This is a genomic window from Vibrio sp. PID17_43 (genome assembly GCF_002608565.1).
In the GTDB taxonomy this organism is placed as follows: Bacteria; Pseudomonadota; Gammaproteobacteria; order Enterobacterales; family Vibrionaceae; genus Vibrio.
On sequence record NZ_LIXM01000002.1, the window covers coordinates 40,302 to 63,658 of the forward strand.

Annotated in this window: 24 protein-coding genes; 19 read left to right on the forward strand and 5 right to left on the reverse strand. The window is 43.3% G+C overall.

Annotation, left to right across the window (positions count from 1 at the left end; all coding sequences use genetic code 11):
• Positions 1 to 363 precede the first annotated feature (363 nt).
• The 5 genes from rlmKL to rmf all read left to right on the forward strand — a co-directional run bounded on the left by rlmKL (position 364) and on the right by rmf (position 6,791).
• On the forward strand, positions 364 to 2,487 hold the full coding sequence (gene rlmKL / locus AK965_RS01565; protein WP_099077958.1) for a bifunctional 23S rRNA (guanine(2069)-N(7))-methyltransferase RlmK/23S rRNA (guanine(2445)-N(2))-methyltransferase RlmL: 2,124 nt from the start codon (positions 364 to 366) through the stop codon (positions 2,485 to 2,487).
• Positions 2,488 to 2,515: 28 nt separating this feature from the next.
• Positions 2,516 to 2,758, forward strand: a complete 243-nt coding sequence (locus AK965_RS01570) for a glutaredoxin family protein (RefSeq protein WP_099078137.1) — start codon at positions 2,516 to 2,518, stop codon at positions 2,756 to 2,758.
• Positions 2,736 to 4,655 (forward strand): ABC transporter ATP-binding protein, encoded by a 1,920-nt coding sequence (locus AK965_RS01575; protein ID WP_099077959.1) that lies wholly within the window; start codon positions 2,736 to 2,738, stop codon positions 4,653 to 4,655. Before AK965_RS01570 ends, AK965_RS01575 begins: the two co-directional genes overlap by 23 nt.
• A 7-nt stretch (positions 4,656 to 4,662) precedes the next feature.
• Positions 4,663 to 6,447, forward strand: a complete 1,785-nt coding sequence (locus tag AK965_RS01580) for a DUF3466 family protein (RefSeq protein ID WP_099077960.1) — start codon at positions 4,663 to 4,665, stop codon at positions 6,445 to 6,447.
• 170 nt (positions 6,448 to 6,617) lie between these two features.
• Complete coding sequence (gene rmf, locus AK965_RS01585; RefSeq protein WP_099077961.1) at positions 6,618 to 6,791, forward strand: ribosome modulation factor; 174 nt, start codon at positions 6,618 to 6,620, stop codon at positions 6,789 to 6,791.
• 236 nt (positions 6,792 to 7,027) lie between these two features.
• On the opposite strand, the gene fabA is transcribed toward rmf, so the two are convergent.
• Complete coding sequence (gene fabA, locus AK965_RS01590) at positions 7,028 to 7,546, reverse strand: bifunctional 3-hydroxydecanoyl-ACP dehydratase/trans-2-decenoyl-ACP isomerase (RefSeq protein WP_010448008.1); 519 nt, start codon at positions 7,544 to 7,546, stop codon at positions 7,028 to 7,030.
• A gap of 70 nt (positions 7,547 to 7,616) precedes the next feature.
• On the reverse strand, positions 7,617 to 9,257 hold the full coding sequence (locus tag AK965_RS01595) for a Lon protease family protein (RefSeq protein ID WP_099077962.1): 1,641 nt from the start codon (positions 9,255 to 9,257) through the stop codon (positions 7,617 to 7,619).
• Between the two features lie 211 nt (positions 9,258 to 9,468).
• Here AK965_RS01595 and matP point away from each other — a divergent pair, with 211 nt between their 5' ends.
• From matP to AK965_RS01620, 5 genes are all read left to right on the forward strand, one after another.
• Positions 9,469 to 9,918 carry a macrodomain Ter protein MatP gene (gene matP, locus AK965_RS01600; RefSeq protein WP_099077963.1) on the forward strand — a complete coding sequence of 150 codons (450 nt, stop codon included), beginning with the start codon at positions 9,469 to 9,471 and terminating at the stop codon, positions 9,916 to 9,918.
• Between the two features lie 11 nt (positions 9,919 to 9,929).
• Positions 9,930 to 10,241, forward strand: a complete 312-nt coding sequence (locus AK965_RS01605; RefSeq protein ID WP_099077964.1) for a DUF3634 family protein — start codon at positions 9,930 to 9,932, stop codon at positions 10,239 to 10,241.
• 122 nt (positions 10,242 to 10,363) lie between these two features.
• A complete protein-coding gene (locus AK965_RS01610) occupies positions 10,364 to 10,687 on the forward strand; it encodes a hypothetical protein (RefSeq protein ID WP_099077965.1) in 324 nt (107 codons plus the stop codon).
• Positions 10,688 to 10,817: 130 nt separating this feature from the next.
• A complete protein-coding gene (locus AK965_RS01615; RefSeq protein ID WP_099077966.1) occupies positions 10,818 to 11,033 on the forward strand; it encodes a hypothetical protein in 216 nt (71 codons plus the stop codon).
• 95 nt (positions 11,034 to 11,128) lie between these two features.
• On the forward strand, positions 11,129 to 11,335 hold the full coding sequence (locus tag AK965_RS01620) for a hypothetical protein (RefSeq protein ID WP_099077967.1): 207 nt from the start codon (positions 11,129 to 11,131) through the stop codon (positions 11,333 to 11,335).
• Positions 11,336 to 11,850: 515 nt separating this feature from the next.
• Here the strand turns inward: AK965_RS01620 and AK965_RS01625 are convergent.
• The 3 genes from AK965_RS01625 to AK965_RS01635 all read right to left on the reverse strand — a co-directional run bounded on the left by AK965_RS01625 (position 11,851) and on the right by AK965_RS01635 (position 15,227).
• On the reverse strand, positions 11,851 to 13,581 hold the full coding sequence (locus AK965_RS01625) for a response regulator (RefSeq protein ID WP_099077968.1): 1,731 nt from the start codon (positions 13,579 to 13,581) through the stop codon (positions 11,851 to 11,853).
• Positions 13,571 to 14,758, reverse strand: coding sequence for an FIST signal transduction protein (locus tag AK965_RS01630; RefSeq protein ID WP_099077969.1), 1,188 nt, complete (start codon positions 14,756 to 14,758; stop codon positions 13,571 to 13,573). The genes AK965_RS01625 and AK965_RS01630 overlap by 11 nt, the downstream gene beginning before the upstream one ends.
• Positions 14,759 to 14,870: 112 nt before the next feature.
• Entirely contained in the window at positions 14,871 to 15,227 is a 357-nt protein-coding gene (locus AK965_RS01635; protein ID WP_099077970.1) for a hypothetical protein, read from the reverse strand.
• A 255-nt stretch (positions 15,228 to 15,482) separates the two neighbouring features.
• On the opposite strand from AK965_RS01635, the gene ccoN reads away from it, so the two are divergent.
• The 9 genes from ccoN (at position 15,483) to AK965_RS01680 (ending at position 23,333) form a co-directional block, all read left to right on the forward strand.
• Positions 15,483 to 16,910 carry a cytochrome-c oxidase, cbb3-type subunit I gene (gene ccoN / locus AK965_RS01640; RefSeq protein ID WP_172438038.1) on the forward strand — a complete coding sequence of 476 codons (1,428 nt, stop codon included), beginning with the start codon at positions 15,483 to 15,485 and terminating at the stop codon, positions 16,908 to 16,910.
• 12 nt (positions 16,911 to 16,922) lie between these two features.
• Positions 16,923 to 17,540, forward strand: a complete 618-nt coding sequence (gene ccoO, locus AK965_RS01645) for a cytochrome-c oxidase, cbb3-type subunit II (RefSeq protein ID WP_099077972.1) — start codon at positions 16,923 to 16,925, stop codon at positions 17,538 to 17,540.
• A 12-nt stretch (positions 17,541 to 17,552) separates the two neighbouring features.
• Entirely contained in the window at positions 17,553 to 17,726 is a 174-nt protein-coding gene (locus AK965_RS01650) for a CcoQ/FixQ family Cbb3-type cytochrome c oxidase assembly chaperone (RefSeq protein ID WP_099077973.1), read from the forward strand.
• Entirely contained in the window at positions 17,726 to 18,700 is a 975-nt protein-coding gene (ccoP, locus tag AK965_RS01655; protein ID WP_099077974.1) for a cytochrome-c oxidase, cbb3-type subunit III, read from the forward strand. Before AK965_RS01650 ends, ccoP begins: the two co-directional genes overlap by 1 nt.
• 89 nt (positions 18,701 to 18,789) lie before the next feature.
• Positions 18,790 to 19,266, forward strand: a complete 477-nt coding sequence (locus AK965_RS01660; protein WP_099077975.1) for a FixH family protein — start codon at positions 18,790 to 18,792, stop codon at positions 19,264 to 19,266.
• A 4-nt stretch (positions 19,267 to 19,270) separates the two neighbouring features.
• On the forward strand, positions 19,271 to 21,634 hold the full coding sequence (locus tag AK965_RS01665) for a heavy metal translocating P-type ATPase metal-binding domain-containing protein (protein ID WP_099077976.1): 2,364 nt from the start codon (positions 19,271 to 19,273) through the stop codon (positions 21,632 to 21,634).
• Positions 21,635 to 21,644: 10 nt separating this feature from the next.
• Positions 21,645 to 21,809, forward strand: a complete 165-nt coding sequence (gene ccoS, locus AK965_RS01670; protein WP_099077977.1) for a cbb3-type cytochrome oxidase assembly protein CcoS — start codon at positions 21,645 to 21,647, stop codon at positions 21,807 to 21,809.
• A gap of 9 nt (positions 21,810 to 21,818) precedes the next feature.
• Positions 21,819 to 22,496 carry a sulfite exporter TauE/SafE family protein gene (locus tag AK965_RS01675; protein ID WP_099077978.1) on the forward strand — a complete coding sequence of 226 codons (678 nt, stop codon included), beginning with the start codon at positions 21,819 to 21,821 and terminating at the stop codon, positions 22,494 to 22,496.
• A gap of 90 nt (positions 22,497 to 22,586) precedes the next feature.
• The gene (locus tag AK965_RS01680; protein WP_099077979.1) at positions 22,587 to 23,333 is read left to right on the forward strand and encodes an FNR family transcription factor; all 747 of its coding nucleotides are present in this window, start codon (positions 22,587 to 22,589) and stop codon (positions 23,331 to 23,333) included.
• The last annotated feature ends 24 nt before the right edge of the window (positions 23,334 to 23,357 follow it).

The window sequence follows — 23,357 nt, forward strand, 5'->3', positions numbered from 1 at the left end:
ATGAACTAAGTCACTATTACGCAAAATATTTCCTACAAAATCTGTGAACATAACCCAGAGCTGAACTGAATTTTGCGTCATTTATTCCTCTATATCGCAATTATGTAAGTAATTTTCAGTGTGAATTTATGATTGGTATAGACCAGAATCTATGTAAATAAGTATTCACTTCGCATTTGAGTACGATAAATATTAATTGGGGAAAAACGGTAGCACCGGAGGATAAATGATGGTTTGGTGGAAGTTACTGATCAGAGATTTGGTGGCAATTTGTACTAGCAGAGTCAAAATACCTTTAAAAACGAGGCATTGATCGTAAAGTCAGGTATAATTAAAGCTATTTTTTATCAGCGAAAGAACACTATGAATCAATATCTCGCGGTAACTTCAAACGGCATGGAAAACTTGCTTGTTGAAGAACTGACAAATCTAGGCATTGAAAACGCAAAACCAGTACAGGCAGGCGTTAAATTTAAAGCAACGAATGAGCAAATTTATCGCTGCTGTTTGTGGAGCCGCTTGGCGTCTCGATTTGTACGTGTTTTATCGGAATTTACCTGTAATGACGATATGGATCTTTATCTGTCTACGTCTTCAATTAACTGGGTAAACCAATTTCACAGTTCTAAGCGCTTTGTGGTGGACTTTAACGGTACAAACAAAGAAATCCGCAACAGTCAATATGGTGCAATGAAGGTAAAAGATGGCATCGTAGATTGCTTTGAAAAGAAGGGCTTACCTCGTCCGAACATCAGTAAAGAGTCTCCAGATCTCCGTGTTCACGTACGCCTTCACAAAGACAAAGCAATTCTAGGTGTTGATATGGTGGGTAGCGGCCTGCACCAACGTGGCTACCGCCCAGAGTCTGGCCGTGCGCCACTGCGTGAAACTTTAGCGGCAGCTATCATCCTACGCTGTGGTTGGGATGGTCATCAACCTTTACTCGACCCTATGTGTGGTTCAGGTACGCTCCTTATCGAAGCGGCGATGATGGCAGCAAATATGGCGCCTGGCGTTAAGCGTAAGCAATGGGGTTTTGAATCCCTTGAAGATTTTGAACCAGAGACGTGGGCAGAGATTAAGTCTGAAGCAAATGTTCAAGCGCGACGCGGCGTCAAAAAAGTTGACGCTAAGTTTTTTGGCTTCGATAACGACCCTAGAGTTCTGAAAGTGGCGCAAGACAATGCCCGCAGAGCTGGTGTTGAAGAGCTAATCGAATTTGCGCAAGGTGATGCGGCGACAATTACTCGTCCGGCAGGCTTTGAAGCTGGCGTTATCGTATCAAACCCACCTTACGGTGAGCGCCTTGGTACTGAACCTGGTTTGATCGCCTTATACACGGCTTTCGGTGGTCAGTTAAAAGCAGAGTTCGGTGGGTGCAAGGCATCTATTTTCTCTAGCTCAGATGAATTGCTTAGCTGCTTACGTATGCGTGCAGACAAACAGTTTAAACTGAATAACGGTGCGTTACCGTGTCACCAAAAAAACTACAGCATTGCAGAACGTAACGCTGATGAAGTGAAGGGCGTAGATACGAGTACTCAAATTGCACCAGACTTTTCAAACCGTCTTAAGAAAAATATCGGTAAGATTGGTAAATGGGCACGTAAAGAGAAGTTAGACTGCTACCGAATCTATGATGCAGACTTGCCTGAGTACAATGTCGCTATTGACGTATACGCGGATCAAATCGTGATTCAAGAATATGCGGCACCTAAAAATATTCCGGAAGAGAAAGCGAAACGCCGTCTCACCGATATTATCCGCGCCACGATTCAGGTGACCGGCGTTGAAGCGAACAAAGTAGTACTTAAAGTTCGTGAAAAGCAAAAAGGTCGCAGCCAATATCAAAAACTTGGTCAAGTGTCACAAACGCTGGAAGTGAATGAATATGGCGTGAAGTTGATCGTAAACCTTCACGATTATCTTGATACAGGACTTTTCCTTGATCATAAAATCACGCGTCGTCGTCTTGGTGAAATGGCGCAAGGAAAAGATTTCTTGAACTTGTTTGCTTACACTGGCAGTGCGACAGTGCATGCTGCAGTGGGTGGGGCCTGTTCTACGACGACCGTCGATATGTCAAACACCTACCTTAACTGGGCAAAAGACAACATGAAGCTCAATGGCTGCGTTGGTCGCCAGCATCATTATGAACAAGCTGACTGTCTCCAATGGCTAGAGAATGCGGCCGGTGAATACGATCTTATCTTTATCGATCCGCCAACGTTCTCTAACTCAAAACGTATGGATACATCGTTCGACGTTCAACGTGACCATATTAAGTTAATGACGAACTTAAAGCGTCTATTGCGTTCTGGCGGCACGATTGTTTTCTCAAACAACAAACGTCACTTTAAGATGGACGAAGCAGGGTTGGCAGAGCTAGGTTTGAAAGCTCAAAATATCTCGTCTCAAACACTGCCGCTAGACTTCTCTCGCAATAAGCACATTCATAACTGTTGGATCGTGACTCACGCTGAATAAAGGATGAACAAGTAAAAGGATGTTAAACGTGCTTACATTATACAGCACTGAAGGATGCCATCTCTGTGAGATGGCGTTTGACCTCGTAGGCCAGGTTGGTCTCGCCGAACAAACAGACGTCGTCGACATTGCGTTTGACGACGCACTCTTCTCCCGTTACGGCGTCACAATTCCTGTTTTAAAATATCAAGATTCTGAGTTGAACTGGCCGTTTGACTTGGAACAGCTCACACATTGGTTGGAAAATAATGGCATTACTTACCATTCATAACGCGCAACTGGCATTTGGTGATCATCCACTGCTTGATAAAGCAGAGTTTGCACTACAAGAAAACGAACGAGTTTGTTTAGTAGGGCGAAATGGTGCTGGTAAGTCGACTTTAATGAAAGTGCTCGCCGGCGATATACTGTTGGATGACGGCAAGATTCAAATTACGCAAGACGTCGTTGTTTCTCGTCTGGAGCAAGATCCTCCTCGTAATCAAGAAGGCACGGTTTACGACTACGTTTCTGGTGGTTTAGCCGAAGTCGGAGAACAATTAAAGATCTACCACGATCTTCTCGATCTTGTTGCTCATGACCCAAGTGAGAAGAACATTAATCGTTTAGCGAAGATTCAAGAACAACTTGATCATCTCAATGCGTGGCGCTTTGATGACCGAGTAAAGAACGTACTCGCCGCACTAAAACTCAGTGCAGAGACTAAACTAACGGATTTATCCGGAGGTTGGCAGCGTAAAGCGGCATTAGCGCGTGCGCTGGTATGCGATCCTGACGTACTTCTACTTGACGAGCCTACCAACCACCTAGACGTCACGACTATCGAGTGGCTAGAGAACTTTCTCAAGGATTTCAAAGGTTCTATCATTTTTATTTCCCACGACCGTGCTTTCATTAAGTCAATGGCAACTCGCATTGTTGACCTAGACCGTGGGCAGTTAGCTTCTTTCCCTGGTGATTACGACCAGTACTTGAATGACAAAGAAGAGATGCTTCGTGTTGAAGAGATGCAAAATGCAGAATTCGATAAGAAGCTGGCTCAAGAAGAAGTCTGGATTCGTCAAGGCATCAAAGCTCGTCGTACTCGTAACGAAGGGCGTGTTCGCGCACTTAAAAAGCTCCGTGAAGAGCGTCGCGATCGTCGCGATGTACAAGGCAAGGTTAACTTGAACATTGATGACGCATCACGCTCTGGCAAAATTGTATTTGAAGCAGAAAACGTCTCTTTTGCTTTTGAAGGTAAGAAGATCGTTGATAACTTCAGTTTCAACATCATGCGTGGTGACCGTATTGCGCTTATTGGCCCGAACGGCTGCGGTAAGAGTACCGTACTAAAGCTCCTGCTAGGCCAACTCGAAGCCCAGTCAGGTCGCTTACACTGTGGCACTAAACTCGAAGTGGCGTACTTCGACCAATACCGTGAAATTCTCGATCCAGAAAAAACAGTGATTGATAACCTTGCCGATGGTAAGCAAGAAGTGATGGTCGGCGGTCGTCAGCGTCACGCATTGAGTTATTTACAAGATTTCTTATTCGCACCAAAACGTGCTCGTACTCCAGTCAAAGCGCTGTCCGGCGGTGAAAAAAACCGTTTGTTACTTGCTCGTATCTTATTGAAACCAAATAATTTGCTTATTCTCGATGAACCAACCAACGATTTAGATATCGAAACGTTGGAACTTTTAGAAGAAATGCTTGCCAATTATCAGGGCACGTTGCTTCTTGTGAGTCACGACCGTGAGTTTGTTGATAATACAGTAACCACGAGTTGGATTTTTGAAGGTAACGGCGTAATCGAAGAGTTCGTTGGTGGCTACCACGATGCGAAGCAGCAGCGTGAACAAGTTCTAGCATCACGCTCGGTGATGGAAAAAGCAGCGAAGATAGAGAAAGTGGTTGAGGAAACTCCCAAAACAACGCAGCCTAAGAACAATTCGAAGAAGTTATCGTATAAGCTGCAAAGAGAATTAGAAGCTCTTCCAGCTAAACTAGAACAATTAGAATCGGACATTGAGACTCTACAAGAACAGGTGAATGACCCAGAGTTCTTCACCAAACCTGTAGAACAGACTCAACCGGTATTGGAACAACTTGCTGCCGTAGAGCAGGAGTTGGAAATCGCGTTCGAGAGATGGGAAGAACTCGAAGCAATGCAACAGGATAGTTAAGAATTCCATGAATTGTAGTAACAAATTCAAATTAACCGCTGTCGCTATGATGGTGGGTACAGCGATGAACGCTAATGCAGCATTGTATCAAGTTGTTGAGGTTCAGCCTGATGCAATAGATACAACGGATAAAGCCGTGTTTGGCGTTGCCATTCAAGCCGGTAACGTGTTTGAAGATACCGATCAAACAATGCCTTATAAACTAGGCTGTTTCGATAACGGTGCAGGTTGTAACGAAGATACGTTCGCTTTGGCTGGTGAAACGCGCCCAACAAAACTGTCTGATGGACGCACTCTTCCTTCACTATTAGCTGGTAAATCCATTGACGGCGTGAATTTTAGAGAGGAAGCTCCGTTTGCCTCCGATCCACGTTTCCGCTCATTAGAAGATTATGACGAACTTGAATCGTATTGTTTTTTCAATTTGGGTTATGAGACCTGTGAAAGTTGGGCTTCGAGTGTTTGGGCGCCATTAAATCAAGTTCGTTACACGCTCAATACAGATTCCGTCGCGCTGGCATTTGTTGAAGGTCAGACATTTGATAACCAGTATAATAATGTCATTAACGCTTTAGACGAGAATGTGGTTCCCATCGGTAATCAGAGCGTACTAAATACTGAGGCGAATACTCTCTCTGAGAAGTTGAAAACCGGTAATCAAGCGATTGCCCCAGGTGAACAGCCTAAGTTTGAAAAGTTAAATCCTGAAGATACCAGAACCGCTTATGCTCAAGTACGGGCTTGGAGCAGTGATAGTAAAACTGGCTTGATCTCAGGCAGCGTTTCTTACGCACAAAGTAACGATTACGGGAATAATTACGCGTCAAAAGCTGCGATTTGGGATCAAAATGGTAACGTATCTCAGATTAATTGGCCTTCAGGTAAAATTATTGAAGATGATCGTCTAGCACAAGGTAGCCTTCGTGATTTTGTCGTTTCAGAGGCGGGGGATTCAATCTATGCGGTCGGTTTCAATACGTGGGATTCGGATCGTAACTACCTTGATGCTACTGTGTATAAAGGCAAGTTTAGCACTCCCGGTGTTATCGAAACTTTAACATGGGAACCGCCTAAACAAGTTTTGGGCGCAAGATCTGACGATGGTTCTGATTACATATTTACCAACACAGTCATTGAAGCGATCAACAAAAACAAACTTGCTGTAGGCGAATCAAAACTGAATACGCCAGAAAATGGTGCTCAAGCGAACCGTTTATTCGTTATTAAAGATATTGAGTCACCATCAGCGACATATCTTTCTGGTGATATTTTCTTCCCTGGAGCAGGTGGTGAAATCGGTGGGCTAAATAACTACAACGAGATCGTGGGTCAAATAGACGCGGAAAATACCCGTGAAGATGGCGGTAAGGCACGACGTAAGCGTGGCTTCATCAACCCATATGATTTCACAGGCACAGATCCAGATCGTCGAGCTATTTTTGATAACCAAGCATGGCTTCTCGACAACCTGACCAACGATGGTGATGCTACTGGCAACAACAACCAGTTCCGAATTGTCGATGCAACGGATATCAATGACGCAGGCGTTATTTCTGCGACTGCAACGATGTGTGAAGGAGGCTATGACACCACGGCTCACAATTCACTTTGCAAAGGCGGAGAGGCTAATGCAGAGAAAGTGGTGGCAGTTAAGCTAATACCATTAGCAAATAAAACAGCAGAAGACATCGTTAAGCGACCTGTTGAACAAACTGCGGCTGAGCGTCAAGGTGCTAGCCTTGGTCTTTGGGCTTTGACACTAATGGGACTGTTTGGGTTCCGTAGAAAATAGTCAGTAATTTTCAAATCAAGCAGAGGTTCACAGAAATGGACCTCTGCTTTTTTTATACCTTGAGAAAAGCAAAAATCTGATCGATCCTTGTAGTTGGAGTCATAAAAACTCCATTAAAGTTTCACAAAACAGATGTACGTTAGTAAATGGACCTGTATGAGGAATTAACTATGAAGAGACAAAAGCGTGATCGCCTAGAACGAGCTCAATCTCAAGGATACAAGGCTGGTTTGAATGGTAGGTCTCAAGAGGCCTGTCCTTATCAGCAAGTTGACGCTCGGTCGTATTGGTTAGGTGGTTGGCGTGATGCCAGAGATGAAATACAGTCTGGTCTCTACAAATAACTCTCCACATACAATAGAAGGATTCGAAAGGGCTCGTTAAGAGCCTTTTCTGCGTTTATACCCAAGCCACTTCAAGACGAAGGTATGCAGTGACTAGATCTAAAATCATAGTCTTCTCTGCAAGTTAAGCATGGTAATTAGACCAAGTATTTACACGTTCATAACGTATACACAAATGCAAAATAGCAAAAAGGCTCCAATGGAGCCTTTTATAAGTATTGACCAACGTAGGGCAATTAGAAGCTAGATGTATCTTGGAACAAACCCACTTTCAGATCTTTCGCGACGTAAATTTCTTTACCGTCAACACATACGCGACCGTCTGCCAAACCCATAACCAACTTACGATTTACGACGCGCTTCATGTGGATCTCATAAGTGACTTTCTTCGCCGTTGGCAGGATTTGACCCGTAAATTTCACTTCACCAACACCTAGAGCACGGCCTTTACCTTTGCCGCCAACCCAACCAAGGAAGAAACCAACAAGTTGCCACATTGCATCCAGGCCAAGGCAACCAGGCATTACAGGGTCACCAGGGAAGTGGCAGTCAAAGAACCAAAGATCCGGAGTAATATCCAATTCCGCAAGGATCAAGCCTTTACCAAAATCACCTTCCGTTTCTGACATTTTGGTAATACGATCCATCATCAGCATATTTGGCGCAGGCAACTGCGGGTAACCCGGACCAAAAAGCTCGCCTTGGCTAGAGGCTAGAAGATCATCACGGTTATAAGAATCACGTTTGTTTTGCATTATCAATTACTCCAATTTTTGATAGATGCATGTTAGTGAACACGTGTACGCTAAACAACTCCGATCAGTACTAGACAAACCAGTTTTTGATGCGCTCCACAATTCCTTCCGGATGTTCATGTCTTTCAAAGTTTTCAATACGTTCCGCAATCTTACTGATGATGCTGTCGTCTTCACCTCGGAATGGTTTGCTCATCAACAATGGGATAGCTTCATCAACCGTGGATACTGACCAAATATGGAACTCACCATTTTTGATGCTATCGATCACTTCTTTGTGCAGTGCAAGGTGCTTTAGGTTTGTTTTTGGCATAATGACGCCTTGCTCACCCGTAAAGCCTTGATGCTTACAAACTTGGTAAAAACCTTCAATCTTCTCATTCAATCCACCAACGGCTTGAACACGGCCAAATTGGTCAACGGCACCGGTTACGGCTATTTGCTGATTAACCGGGGTTTCCGATAATGCACTAACTAAACAACAAAGTTCGGCAAGAGAGGCACTGTCGCCATCGACTTCGCTGTACGACTGCTCAAAAACAATAGAGGCAGCATAGGGTAGCGGCGCATCAAGATCGAGTGCCGAGCTAACAAACGCTTGCATGATCATCATGCCCTTAGCGTGTAGATTACCACCCAGTTCAGCTTTGCGCTCAACGTCAGACACGTCACCATCACCAAAGTGAATAACACAAGAAATTCGAGCAGGCTCACCATAAGAGACAGGGTGTCCAGCCATATCAATCACAGTTAAGCCATTGATTTGACCAATTTGTTCGCCTGTCGTTTCGATGATCACCTGACCATCACGGATATCATCCACAGCGCGCTGCGGTAGATAAGATTCGCGATAATATTTGTCATCTATCGCTTTATCGATAGCATCAAAATCAATGGCGTCATTTTGTGTATATTGACTTGCCAGCCCAAGAAGTTGGTTATGCCACAACACGCCAAGAGGCAGGTAATGTTGGTCTTCAGTAAAACGCATACCCGCCAACATCAACCTTTTGAACGCAGTATCATCCAACGGTGGTAGTTGATATTGATTACAAATCCAATGAACGAAACCAATATACTGTTCAAGGTTGTTCTCAGACAGGTGGATATCTTCTTCTACCTCGGTATACATGGTTAAACCGGCAGAAAAATCGTCGTCAACATATTCGATTTCCGCTAGTTGATTGCGGTCGCCGGTAATGATGAGTTTAATATCGTACTGTTTTGCTTCAACTTGTGAGCTAGGAAGGCGACTAGGGGTAATATTTTGTGGATGGAATGGCGCCCCCTGAATTGCAGACTTTATACTTGGCCAATGTGCGGCATTTGCTAAAATCAAATTGGCAGGCACAATCAAATAGCCGCCATCCGCTTGTGAAAGTAGACCAGACTCAATCGATACTTGCCCATCTTTGTTCACGCAAAAGCGGTCGAATAGCGCCTTAGCATCTAAAGACTCGGTGATAATAACTGGCCCAACAGATCCACTTTTGACGGTATCTCGAATAAAGCCTCTATACACAGAGTTGTCAGTACAGTTCACTAATAAAATGCGAGTTAAGCCTTTAATGTTGATAAAACGCGTTATCGTCGCAACCAATCGAGGTTGAAGATCACAGAATGTTTTCGTTGCGATTGATGACGTGGAGCTTAAGAGTGCTTCATACGGTTCAAAAGAGGGGGTGACGTCTTGCCAGTTAAGTTGGTTCATTAAAGTTCATCGTAATTCAATATTGACGCCATTATAGCGAAATGACGAATAACTCCCTAGTCCGAATTTACGTAATGAAAATGGGGCGAATATGACATAGGTTGAAATATCGACAAATCAGTGATCCATATCGATACTTTAATGACTTTTAATTGCTGAATCTGACCAGTTGGGTTACGCTGTCACCAGAAGAGATTTAAGGGTCGAAAGGATGAAATATCAGCAACTTGAAAATTTGGAATGTGGTTGGAAATGGAAATATCTGATCAAAAAGTGGAAAGATGGTGAAGCGATCACGCGACATATAGATACCAGTGAAGCAGATGCGGCAGTTAATGAACTACGTAAGTTAGAACATGAACCAACGCTCGTACTTACTTGGATCGACAACCACATGTCAGAAGCACTTGAGAATAAGCTTAAGCAAGCGATTCGTGCAAAACGAAAGCGTCATTTCAATGCTGAACAAGTTCACACTAAAAAGAAATCCATCGACTTAGATTACCGAGTGTGGGAGAAGCTGTCCAACAGAGCGAACGAGCTTGGTTGTACTTTGTCGGATGCTATCGAATATTTGTTATCTGAAGCATCAAGAAGTGAAAAAGCCAGCCAGAAGGTAACATCGATTAAGGAAGATTTGAGTAAGTTATTATCTAGCTAGGGAGTAACAAAATGCTATATGTAATATTGATTGCTGCAGTTGTTATCTTTTGGCTTATCGCGGTTGATAGGCCCGTTCTCAAAGTGTCTTTTGAAAACGGACGCATGTCTAAAGTGAAAGGCCATCTACCTCCATCTTTTAAACACAATTTGCAAGATATCGCCGAACACGATCCATTTAACGGTGAAATGAAGGTCTATAGTCAACGTACAGGAATGCGATTGGCATTTTCAAAGGACGTGCCTAAAAAGGTTCAGCAAAGAATACGCAATGTCTTTCCTCATCAAGGTTTTAAGACAAACAAAGATAAAAAACGCGCTTAGGTTACATATCCATTACGTAGCACTGTTAAACGGGACGCATAATTGCGTCCCGTTTCTTTTTTATATCCGTTAAATCGGTAACCTTGAAATCAAGGTTGATAGTAATAGAGAAAACAAAACCAATGCGCTACGTTGTCACAATTTTAGTGTTTATCTTGTTGAGTGCGGTAAGCTACGCCGATGACGCTGAAACCAATCCATTGGCTGGAAAGATAAAAACAAAACTACAAAAGAGCGTCGATAAAAGGTTTGACGAATACCATGGTTATTGTGATGTCATGATTGAAATGGAACACAAAGGCAAGAAAGCCTGTATAACAAAAGTTAGAGGAAGTGGAGACAGCTCTGTGTGCAAATACGTAAAGTCCAAAATAAAAATAGGAAAGTGTTACCGCTATACCATTCCAGAAAAATTCATTCGCTTGCACATTTCGTCGAAAGGATAAAGGAAGCGACCCTAAGTGACTTTACAACTTAGGATTCAGAGAGCTGTCACTGCAAACGCGTGAATCTTGGCATTAACATCACATTTATTTTACTAAACAAGCAATTTCGTCTTACATTAAGACAGCGGTATTGGAGGATCTAGACCAAATACCAGTGGCACAGCGCAGTGACTACGGGGCAACATTAGCGCAGGCTAGGGCATATGCAATTTATGATGGGCTAGCAAGAAGCGATATCATTTATAAAAGACACAAGCCATTCTGGTTTGCCAACGTGCAGATATCGGCTGAGGCGCTAAAAGCGATTCGAGCCACCACACCAGGAAAAATGACACTGGCATTTTGATTTTATTACAGTGTCACGTTGTTGGCGTAAAGCATTCGGTATGGTTCTTGAGGCTTATGCGTATGGAAGCGAAATGAATTACAAGGAAAGAAATAGTGAATAAAAGATTATTAGCTATCTATGTAGCCTCCGCGATGGTGACTGCAACTGTCTTAAGACTTCCATTACAACATGATTCTTGGGTTGCGAATATACTGGTCAGCTTTTTAGTGTTTACTACTGCGATTTTTGCTTGGCTGTATCACAAGGAAAAATGTATAAAAACTGATGTACGAAACCGTGATGACGATGACAACGTTTAAAACCTGCAACAAGGTTTCATGCCCAGATGAATAACGATTTACACAGCGGACAGGGAGTCGATACCTGGGCATATCGATTGACCTCGACGGACTTCAAACATCATTTTTTCTTAGCATCAAATGAAGCCTAAAGAAAAGCCGAACCTTAGCTGTTGCGATCGGGGATTTGGTCATTTTTCATAGATTGCACAAAACAATCGTCAGAGATAGTACAAGTCACTTGGGTTATAGACATTCACAAAATAAAAATTATAGCTTGGATATCGTGCACTTACAAAAGTCACAATCAAAGTGTTAGCCTTTGTTAACAACCAACCTCTTAGTGCGCATTATATGTGTTATGTTAAATATGATGTACACGTATGCGTATTTATTACCTGGTTAGGCTCCTATCCCTCTCAGATTTAAAAATTAAGGGGTTTCTGTGTATACCATTAAACATAATCGCTATTTACCATAAAATACTTAATATAGATCTTAATAATCTATCGATTGTTAAGATCTATATTAATGCGCTACGCGGTTTCAAATAATGACTGAATTGCTTTGTAGATATCTTGTCTACGAACTGGTTTAGAAACGAAACCATCCATTCCTGCTTGCAAACATGTGTTCTTGTCGCTTTCTGATGCATGAGCTGTAAGCGCTACAATGGGAATTTCAATTCCTTTATTTCGGATTAATCTTGTTGCTGTTATACCATCCATCACCGGCATCGAAATATCCATTAAAATCATATCGATACTTTGACTGTTCTCATCTAAGAGCTCTATGGCCTTCGCTCCATGATTCGCAATGTAAACATGATGGCCTAGCTTATTAAGTATTAATTTGATGACGAGTTGGTTTGATTCGGTATCTTCAACAATGAGAATATTCTTTGTTTTTGATGGTCTATTTGTTTCGAATTTGACTGGGAACTTTTGGTTATTACGCGTTAATACCGGGATTCGAATTTTAAAATGTGACCCAACATTTTCCGTACTCTCTACACTGATCGTGCCACGCATCATTTCAACCAAATGTTTTGTAATGGCGAGCCCAAGCCCAGAACCACCAAATCGACGTGTGATTGAGTTGTCAGCTTGGTGAAATGCAAAAAAGACATGTTCTAACTTTGACTGTGAAATACCTATCCCTGTATCAGTAACTGAGATCAACAGTTCACCACCGGCTTGCGCTACTGATACACCGACATGTCCACGGTCCGTAAACTTAATTGCATTTCCAATTAAGTTAAATAAAACCTGAGACACTCGTGTTGAATCAATCCAATACTGAGTGTTGTTATCTAGATTACAACTTATCTTAAAATTCAGACCCTTACTTTTAGCCACTTGTTCTTGTTGTGAAATGACGGGCGTGACAGTGTCACTAAGATTTGTCCATTGCTCGCTGAGTTGGAAACTGCCCGTTTCGATTTTGGATAAATCAAGAAGGTCACTTATGATTGCTAGTAACAGTTCTGCAGAGCACTCCATCTGATCTAACACTTTGGATTGGTCATTACGTAGCGTTGATTGCTTTAAGACATCTAACATGCCTAATACTGAATTTAGTGGCGTGCGTATTTCATGGCTCATCATGGCTAAGAATTCAGATTTAGAATGGTTAGCTTTCTCAGCTTCTTCTCGTGCTTTCGCTAACTCCGATGTTCTAATATCAACAATACGTTGTAACTTTTCTTTGGTTTCGATGTCGATAACCGCTCTTTCAATCAATGGGCTAAATCGTTGCAGGGTTTCTTTGTGTTCGAGGCTGAAATGCCCTTTTTGTCCCCCAATAAGCAGGATAATATTTTGAGTAACTTCTGAACAAATGCCCGTCAATATCACCGAATTTACATGATTTTGAATAAAGCGATTGAAATGACTCAACTCCATTAATTTCAATGGTTCAAACACCAAAATGCAGTCTCCATTGATCACCCTATTAAACGCGTTACCCTGTAACCAACTTACGTCTTCAAAAACACTATTCGTCGAGATAAGCGTGACAAAATCTTGTCTACTTTCTTCACGCGTTATGACAACAAAATCATCGAAGTTAATATATTTTTTAAGGATCGTAATTAGGCCTGTGAATATCTCGTTTCGGTTTCGAGCTTCACTCATCGCAGAGATGGCTGATAGGATCGCTCGGTTTTCATCTGCGAGCTGTTTTTCTCGTTGCCTTGTGTGCTTGAGTTCGGCTAATGCCTCTTGCAACGCTTCTTGTTGAAATATTTCTGAGTGTTTATTTTTCATAAGGTTTGTGGAAAATAGCTGATGAAATCATCAAGTTTCCATGTCCATGTTCACCACCTATGAATCGCCCCTGCTCACCAAAGGTGAATGGACATATAAATGGTAGATTGTCGAGTTCTTGGTTAATTTGATCACAAACAGCATTTATGTCTTGTTTTAAGTGCAACATAGATCCAGCACAAAAGATATTAATCACGCCTATTTTTTGCGAATCTTCCAACTTTTGATTAAATGCGCTGCTAACCACCCTCGCCGCTCTGGCAATCAGTTGCTCACGGCTTCCTTGCATCAGGGTGAGCGCCTCTCCCTCATTGACAGCGGAAAATAGTTCAATTCCACCATCATCGGTTTCTCTTACTGGATGGGAGAGTTTGTAGTATGGTCGACCATATAAATTCCCCGCGACACGTCCTAATGGATACGCACTGGTGTTAGTAAAGAGGAAGCTATCTCTTGCTAAATGCTGTTCGTGATATTTGGTCCATTTACGATAGACCCCAAGCGCGGGTTGGTGATCAATTTCTAGTATGCAGCGACCTTGTGTTTTAGTCGCGATACCGCCCAACTCTGTCGGTGAATGACCAGCGCTAAAAGCAATCGCAGCCGGTTGAGATGAGTAAAATAACGTTAAGCTGACCCCGCTTTGTTCATAGGTTTGAGTGGTCATAATTGACCAGTTTCCCTCAATATGATTATCGGCAGCAGAGCCCCCTATGATGGGGACTAAAGTGCCAAATCGGTTATCTATGTACTCGATGATCTCTTCTTCTTTGCCAGGAGTCGAGTGCAACAGAATCAGATTAGGGACTTCGCCGGGACATTCCGCATGGTGTAACGCCATGTCCAATGCCTTATTTACACTTGCTTTTATACTCGTGTTATAAGTCGCGATTCCAGTACCGTAGGCGTACTGTCCCGAGTCAAAAATCGCTAAAGCCGCGATCACTGGCCCCTTATGATACCCACTATTGGTCATGATTGCCTGGCACGAACTGGCGCCGTGAAAAGAGATATCGGGAAAGTACTTTAGAATTGCCTCATGAATAGCTGTAAAGTCATACTCCTCAGTATAGTAGCAGATGAGATGACATAAATTGGCCGCATTAAGCTCTGAGTGAATTTTTGCTATCGCTAAATGTTCGTCTGTTATATAGGTAAATGTGGTTTGGCAGTGCATACGCGTTTATTATTTTTTCTACTTTACTGTTATACCACTGTTATAATTTACTGCTACCTAAGAACGTATTAATTGTGCATAAAATCCACAATTAATACGGGGCAGATCTGATTTATAATTGTACTTCGATGATATTTTTGCTTGATTTGAAATGAATCACTCTTTCTTTCGAAATATCACTCCAGGCAACATTGTGATGGTTATCATCAATAACAATAAACTCACCGGATTGATTTAGATCAACTTTCACACTGTCACTTTCTGAGCTTTCGATCGAAAATCCGTCAGTAGCTTTGTTTATTATGATTTTTTCAGGTCCAATTGTTACATCACATCGCTGTTTTTGTGAACAATCCACAATGCTGCTTGCTTCATAAGTAAAGGTGCGCCAGAAAAAGGCACCAACTAAAAGACTGAGCATGATTAAGATTTGTGCAAGTCGCGCCTTTGTTAACTTTTGTGCAGGCATAATTCCTAATATCCTTGTTACAAACTTCAAACTTTTTAAATAAAACTTGAATTCCAGAGGCTTAGTAAGGTTACTACTCTGTCATTGAATTGTTAATTCAAGTATAGTGCCTGGCTGAAAATGCCACTTTTTATTAAAGTCAGCAATAGAAAAAAGTTATCATAACACTTTAATTCTTGAGTTTACTTGGGTGGTGTTACGACGAAAGTCGTGTTGGAAGTGAAGTGTAGTTAATTAGAAATTGGAAGCATGCAAATGAGCCAAGTAAAGCAGCTTGAACAAAACTACAACTATACAGTCGTTCGCCAATTTACCCTCGTGACCATTTTATGGGGCATAGTTGGTATGGCTGTTGGTGTTTTGATTGCCGCTCAATTAGTTTGGCCACAGCTAAACTTTGATACGCCGTGGTTGACGTACAGTCGTTTACGTCCGCTGCATACTAATGCGGTAATTTTTGCGTTTGGTACAAGTGCTCTGTTCGCAACATCTTATTATGTTGTTCAGCGTACCTGTCAAACGCGTCTTTTTGGTGGCCCACTCGTTGCCTTCACCTTTTGGGGTTGGCAAGCAATCATCCTTGCTGCAGCAATCACCTTACCTTTAGGTATTACCTCTGGTAAGGAATATGCTGAGTTGGAATGGCCAATTGATATCGCTATTGCGATTGTATGGGTATCTTACGCGGTGGTGTTCTTTGGAACACTCGTTAAGCGTAATACTTCTCACATTTATGTGGCTAACTGGTTCTTCGGTGCCTTTATCATTACAGTAGCAATACTTCATATCGTGAACAGTATGGCAATTCCTGTCTCTCTCGGTAAATCATACTCGATTTATGCCGGTGCAGTGGATGCTATGGTTCAATGGTGGTATGGGCACAATGCGGTAGGTTTCCTACTGACCGCTGGTTTCCTAGGTATGATGTATTACTTTGTCCCTAAACAAGCTGAACGCCCTGTTTATTCTTACCGTTTATCTATCGTTCACTTCTGGGCACTGGTTTCTCTGTACATTTGGGCTGGTCCTCACCACCTACACTATACCGCGTTACCTGACTGGACTCAGTCTCTAGGCATGGTGATGTCTTTGGTTCTATTCGCTCCGTCCTGGGGTGGTATGATCAACGGTATTATGACGCTGTCTGGCGCATGGCATAAGCTTCGCTACGACCCTATTCTACGTTTCCTAATTGTTTCGTTGTCTTTCTACGGTATGTCTACGTTTGAAGGGCCAATGATGTCAATCAAGACGGTAAATGCCCTTTCTCACTATACGGATTGGACCATTGGTCACGTTCACTCTGGTGCGTTAGGTTGGGTTGCTATGGTTTCTATTGGTTCTGTGTATCACCTAGTTCCTCGTCTATTTGGCCAAGAGCGCATGTACTCTGTTAGTTTGATCAATGTGCATTTCTGGTTAGCAACGATCGGTACGGTTCTCTACATTGTTGCGATGTGGATTTCCGGTGTGATGCAAGGCCTAATGTGGCGAGCTGTGAACTCTGACGGGACATTGACTTACAGCTTTGTCGAGTCAGTAGAAGCGTCTTACCCGTTCTATTTCGTACGTTTCCTAGGCGGTTTCATCTTCTTGTTAGGTATGTTCCTGATGGCATACAACACGTACAAGACGGTAACTGCGACTAAAGAAAGCTTAAAAGCTATCCCTCAACCGGCATAAGGAGATTAAAGAATGAGTAATAATTCGAATAATCGCCACGAAATCTTTGAACGCAATGTCGGCTTGCTGGCTATTTTCATCGTTTTTGCCATCAGTTGGGGTGCGCTTGTTGAAATCACACCTCTGATTTTTCAAAAGCAAACGACTGAGCCCGTTGAAAACCTACGTGCTTATACCGCTCTGGAAATGGAAGGTCGTGATGTTTACATCCGTGAAGGGTGTAGCGTTTGTCACAGTCAGATGATCCGTCCATTCCGTTCCGAAACAGAACGTTATGGCCACTATTCTGTCGCTGGTGAAAGCGTATGGGAGCACCCATTCCTATGGGGTTCTAAGCGTACTGGTCCGGATTTGGCTCGCGTTGGTGGACGTTACTCTGACGAGTGGCATCGCGTTCACTTAATTGACCCACGCGAACTCGTGCCAGAGTCAAACATGCCAGGTTTTCCATGGCTAGAAGAGAATGGACTAGACGGTAAGCTGACGCAGAAGAAACTAGAAGTGTTCCGCAACCAGTTCGGTGTTCCATACACAGATGAACAAATTGCGAATGCGGCTAAAGAAGTCGAAGGTAAAACAGAGATGGATGCAATCATCGCTTACCTTCAGTCTCTTGGTCATGCAATGTAGTAAGGAGGTCATATGGATTTCGGTACAATTCATAGTATTTATACCGTTGTGCTCTTCGCTAGTTTTATGGGCATCGTATGGTGGGCATTCAGTAAGAAACGCAAAGCGCGCTTCGAAGAAGATGCTAACTTGGTGTTTGCTGACGAAGAACAAACGACCTCAAATAACCAAGGAGTGAAGAAGTAATGACTACATTCTGGAGTCTCTGGATTATCGTGATTACTGTCGGTACGCTAGTAGGCTGTGCGATCCTCTTGACTTGGTGCGCTAAAGATAAAATGGGCGTCGAGGAAGGGGAAGACATGGGCCACGAGTACGATGGTATTCGCGAGCTTAATAATCCACTGCCTAAGTGGTGGACTTACCTATTTGTGAGCACTTTCGTGTTTGCAGCTATCTATCTGACCCTATTCCCAGGACTAGGCAACTTTAAAGGTGTCCTAAACTGGCAAAGTTCAGATCAAACTGTTCGTACGTTGGAAGAGTCAAAAGAAGCCATCGCGCGCGCGCAAGAAAACAAACAACTAAACCAGTATGCGAAAGAGCTGGATGATGCTGATGCATATTTTGGCGAAGCATTCCGCAAACTTGCACATAATACTGACGGTCTGCGCCCTATTCCTGAAATTGCGCAAGATCCAGAAGCAATCAAAGTTGGTCAGCGTTTGTTCTTACAGAACTGTTCTCAGTGTCACGGTTCTGATGCTCGTGGTCAAAAAGGTTTCCCTAATTTAACCGATGATGCATGGCTATATGGTGGTGAACCTGCAGCGATTGTTACTACGGTAATGGAAGGTCGAATCGGTCAAATGCCGGGTTGGAAAGATGCACTTGGCGAACAAGGTGTTCAAGAAGTCGTAAGCTACACGCTTAGTCTTTCTGGCCGTAAAGTTAACGCACGTGAAGCTGCTGCCGGCAAAGCCCGCTTCGTCGTATGTGCGGCGTGTCACGGTACTGACGGTAAGGGTAACCCTGCTGTTGGTGCGCCGGATCTGACTGACCAATATTGGTTATTCGGCGACTCTCGCGCAGACGTTACTGAAACGGTAATGAACGGTCGTTCCGGTGTAATGCCAGCTTGGAAGGACATTCTAGGTGAAGACAAGGTTCAGCTGGTTTCGGCTTACGTCTGGAGCCTAAGCAACTCTGATAATAAGTAACATTTCAATAACGGCCCCTTTTATAGGGGCTGTCTTTCCTTTAAATTTAAAGCCTTACAATTTTTCATTTAGCTGTTGAGAACATTTTTATGGTAAAGCCTTGGTATAAACAATTCTGGCCGTGGTTCCTGATCATCCTTCCTCTTACTGTCATTGTATGGACAATCGTCACCGTTGTCGTTTTCGCTAGCAACTCGGTATCGTTGGTCGCTGAGGATTACTATAAAAAAGGTAAAGGCATCAATATCGACATCAGTAAAATGAACGTCGCTCGTGATCTTGGTCTCAACGCGACGGTTTCTTCTGGTGATGACACCATTGTTATTAGCTTGGTTAAAGGCAAGTTGCCTCACTTCCCCGCATTGATGGCGACATTTACACACCGCACTCTGCCAGATCGTGATTTCACCAAGCTATTGACGGCGGATGCAAAAGGCAATTATCGTCTAGCTGCGGATGAGTCGATCCAAGGCCCTTGGTTCGTCGAGCTTCAACCCCACAACAAGGAATGGATGATTCAAGGTCGAGTCGAGTTCCCAGCATCACCAACGCCATTAATGAAGTAAGTCTATGTGTAAATCCTGTTATCACTGTGGTGACGATGTACCAGCCAACACGGATTTCAAAGTAGAGATATTAGATGAAATTCGCGATATGTGCTGCCCAGGTTGTGAAACTGTGGCACAAACCATTATCGACAGTGGCCTTGTCTCCTACTACCAATACCGAACGGCTCCAGCTGAAAAGGCTGATTTAGTGCCTGAGCAACTTCAAGCTTTGGTTCACTATGACAACGAAGAGGTCCAATCAGAGTTCGTGCGTAACCATGAAAATATCTCTGAGGTCACCCTTTCTTTAGACGGTGTTTCCTGTGCCGCTTGTGCTTGGTTAATTGAGAAACAAGTCTCAAATGCAAAAGGCTTAGTATCTATTCGTGTCAACACGACCACTAACCGTGCACTTCTTGCATGGGACAAAACACAAGTTCGCTTAAGTGAGTTGCTTTCAGTTATTCATAAGTTGGGTTATAAAGCGGCTCCGTTTGAAGCAGATAAACAAGAAGCTTCTTATCATCGCACGATGAAACAATACCTTTATCGCTTGGGTATCGCAGGCCTGGCGACGATGCAGGTAATGATGTTGGCTGTCGCTCTGTATCTCGAGGTCTTTGGTGACCTAGAGCCTGAATTCAAAAACTATTTCCGTTGGGTAAGTTTGATCTTTGCCACTCCTGTGCTCCTTTATTCCGCACTGCCATTCTATCTTAATGCTTGGCGAAGCATTCGAGGTCGAACGTTGGGCATGGACGTACCGGTCTCTATAGCATTGATCTTCGCCTACGTGGCAAGTTTAATTGCGACCGCAACAGAACAAGGAGAGGTATTCTTTGAGTCCATTTCGATGTTTACCTTCTTTTTGTTGGTTGGCCGCTTTCTGGAGATGCGCGCTCGAAGAAAAGCCGCTGCGGCAAGTGGAAATCTGTTGAAACTCATTCCAGCAATTGCAACCACTCTCGAAGGCGAGCAAATTCCAGTTAAGACTCTAAAGGTCGGCGACCGCATTCGTGTCCTTCCTGGTGAGCATATTCCTGCAGACGGAAAAGTCATTTCTGGGCGGATCCACATTGATGAATCTATGCTTACAGGTGAATCTGTTCATGTCGTAAAAAAAGCTGGCGATGCTGTCTATGCCGGCACACTAAATGGCGAAGAATCTTTTGAGCTTGAAGTCACCAACTCAAAAGCGGATTCGATGATTTCTAATATCGTACGCCTGCAAGACGAAGCACAACACTCCAAGCCTAAGATCGCCGAGATTGCGGATATAGTAGCGCGTTACTTTGTTGGTGTGATTCTGTTTATCTCTGCAGGAACGTGGTTCTACTGGCATCAAACCAAGCCAGATGATGCATTCTGGATCATGCTTTCTGTTTTGGTTGCAACTTGTCCATGTGCGCTATCGTTGGCAACACCAACGGCTCTAACCTGTGCCACTTCTCGCATGGGGAATTTTGGTATCCTACTGCGTAAAGGACATGTATTCGAAACGCTTTGTAAGATCAATCACCTTGTGGTGGATAAAACTGGCACTTTGACCAAAGGGGACATCGAAATCAGCGAGACTAAAACGTTTGGCGTGCTCACCGATAGAGATAGTCTTGCGATTGCAGCAGCGCTTGAAGCCCACGCTAACCACCCTATTGCTCGCGCCTTTTCTAGCTTTGGAAAACAGGATGTGGCTGTAACTGACGTTCAAAATATCATCGGCTCAGGTATTCAAGGCGCATGGGGAAATAAAACCGTAAAGATTGGTAGTGCCGCATTTGTGCTCGGTGAAGCCAGAGATGAAAGTAATGCCGTTTACTTATCGGTAAATGATAGCCATGTGTCTACATTCTATTATCGTGACCCAATCCGTAAAGAAAGCCGAGCGTTTATCCAACGTTTCGCGGATGCGGGTATTAAAACCACATTGCTGACTGGTGATTCACGGCAAAATGCACAACCGGTTGCGAACGAAGTCGGTATTGATCATGTAATCGCCTCTGCAAAACCGGAAGACAAACTCGCATACCTTAAGAGTCTAGATCAAAACGACATCACGATGATGGTCGGGGACGGTATTAACGATGCGCCTACATTGGCGGGTGCCCACCTTTCAGTTGCAATGGGTAGTGGAACCGATGTAGCGAAAGCTTCTGCTGATATGACGCTTCTTGGCGACAATTTGGAAAAGTTATTGGAAGCCAGATTGCTTGCGATACGTACAAGAAAGATAATTCGAGAAAACTTAGCTTGGTCTTTGGGTTACAACCTGTTAATTTTGCCGCTGGCAGTCGCAGGTCTCGTCGCACCGTATGTTGCTGTAGTTGGCATGTCTGCGAGCTCTATAGTTGTAGTTTCGAACTCTTTGAGACTGCTTAAAGAAAAGTAAGAGAGCTAACATGGAAAGTCTTTACATATTAATCCCTATCGCCATTGTATTGGTTTGTGTAGCTGCCGCCGTATTTCTTTGGGCCGTTCGTAGCGATCAGTTCGAAGACCTTGAGCGGCAAGGTCACAACATCCTATTGGGTGAAGAAGAAAAAACACATAACAAAAAATCCTAGCCTTATTATATGAGTCCAGACTTTATTGGAGCTTTTATGATCGGTCTCGTTGGGGCCGGTCATTGTATCGGGATGTGCGGTGGTATCGCATCGCTTCTCTCCATGAGCACACCAAACCACACGCCATCCTCATTAATTCCGCTCTTTTATAATGTGGGGCGCCTCTTGAGTTATGCCGTTATTGGTACGCTCGTGGGTGGCATGGTTTCCGGTCTTTCTGAGCTTAGTGGGTTGACTCAGCCTTTAGCTTGGCTTCGTTTTATCGCTGCAATGTTTATGATTTTGGTCGCTCTGTATATTGCTAAATGGTGGCAAGGCCTACTGTTAATAGAAAAAGTTGGTCAATATATTTGGAAGTATATCTCTCCCGTAGGTAAGAAATTATTGCCATTAAAGCGCCCTATTCATGCACTATCATTTGGCTTTATTTGGGGGTGGTTACCTTGTGGTTTAGTGTATTCTGCGTTGACTTGGTCAGCGGTGTCCGGTGGTGCAATGAATGGCGGTTTAATCATGTTAGCCTTTGGCCTGGGCACACTCCCATCAATGCTAACCGTTGGTTATGGCGCAACTCAATTCAAAAAGCTTCAAAAGTCTGTAATATTTAGAAATATTTCAGCCTTAATCTTAATCACTTATGGTCTATATACCGCATTCGGTGCGATGGTAATGCTTGGTTTCAGCTAATCTTGAAGTCATTCTCATCAATATTTTTGCTACCCTTTATGCTTAAGCAGTGATAAAATATTGATGTATATCAAATAGTGAAAGGTTGTTATGATTTCTGAAAAGCCTGCAACAAAGCGCATCCAATCAGGCGGTTGCGCGATTCATTGCCAAGATTGTAGCATTAGCCAGTTGTGTATTCCGTTCACACTGAATGAGTCTGAACTTGATCAGTTGGATCAAATCATCGAGCGAAAAAAGCCTATCCAAAAAGGGCAAGAACTTTTCAAAGCGGGTGATGAGCTTAAATCGCTGTACGCGATTCGCTCCGGAACGATTAAGAGCTACACGATTACTGAGCAAGGCGATGAACAGATCACAGCATTTCACTTAGCGGGAGATCTAGTCGGTTTTGATGCAATTACCGGTGATTGTCACCCTAGTTTTGCTCAAGCACTAGAAACTTCTATGGTGTGTGAGATCCCATACGAGATCCTTGATGACTTATCAGGAAAGATGCCTAAGCTTCGTCAACAAATCATGCGTCTGATGAGCAATGAGATTAAAGGAGATCAAGAAATGATTCTGCTCCTTTCCAAAAAGAATGCGGAAGAACGTTTGGCGGCTTTCTTGTACAACCTATCAACGCGTTTCTCGCAACGTGGCTTTAGTCCTAGAGAGTTTCGTTTGACCATGACACGTGGTGACATTGGTAACTATCTTGGTCTAACCGTTGAAACCATTAGCCGACTACTTGGGCGCTTCCAGAAATCTGAAATTCTGAGCGTGAAGGGTAAGTACATCACAATATTAGATCATGATGCATTGATGGAACTTGCTGGTGTAAGTAAAAATTAAATTTTCCTATCAATTGATGTAGCT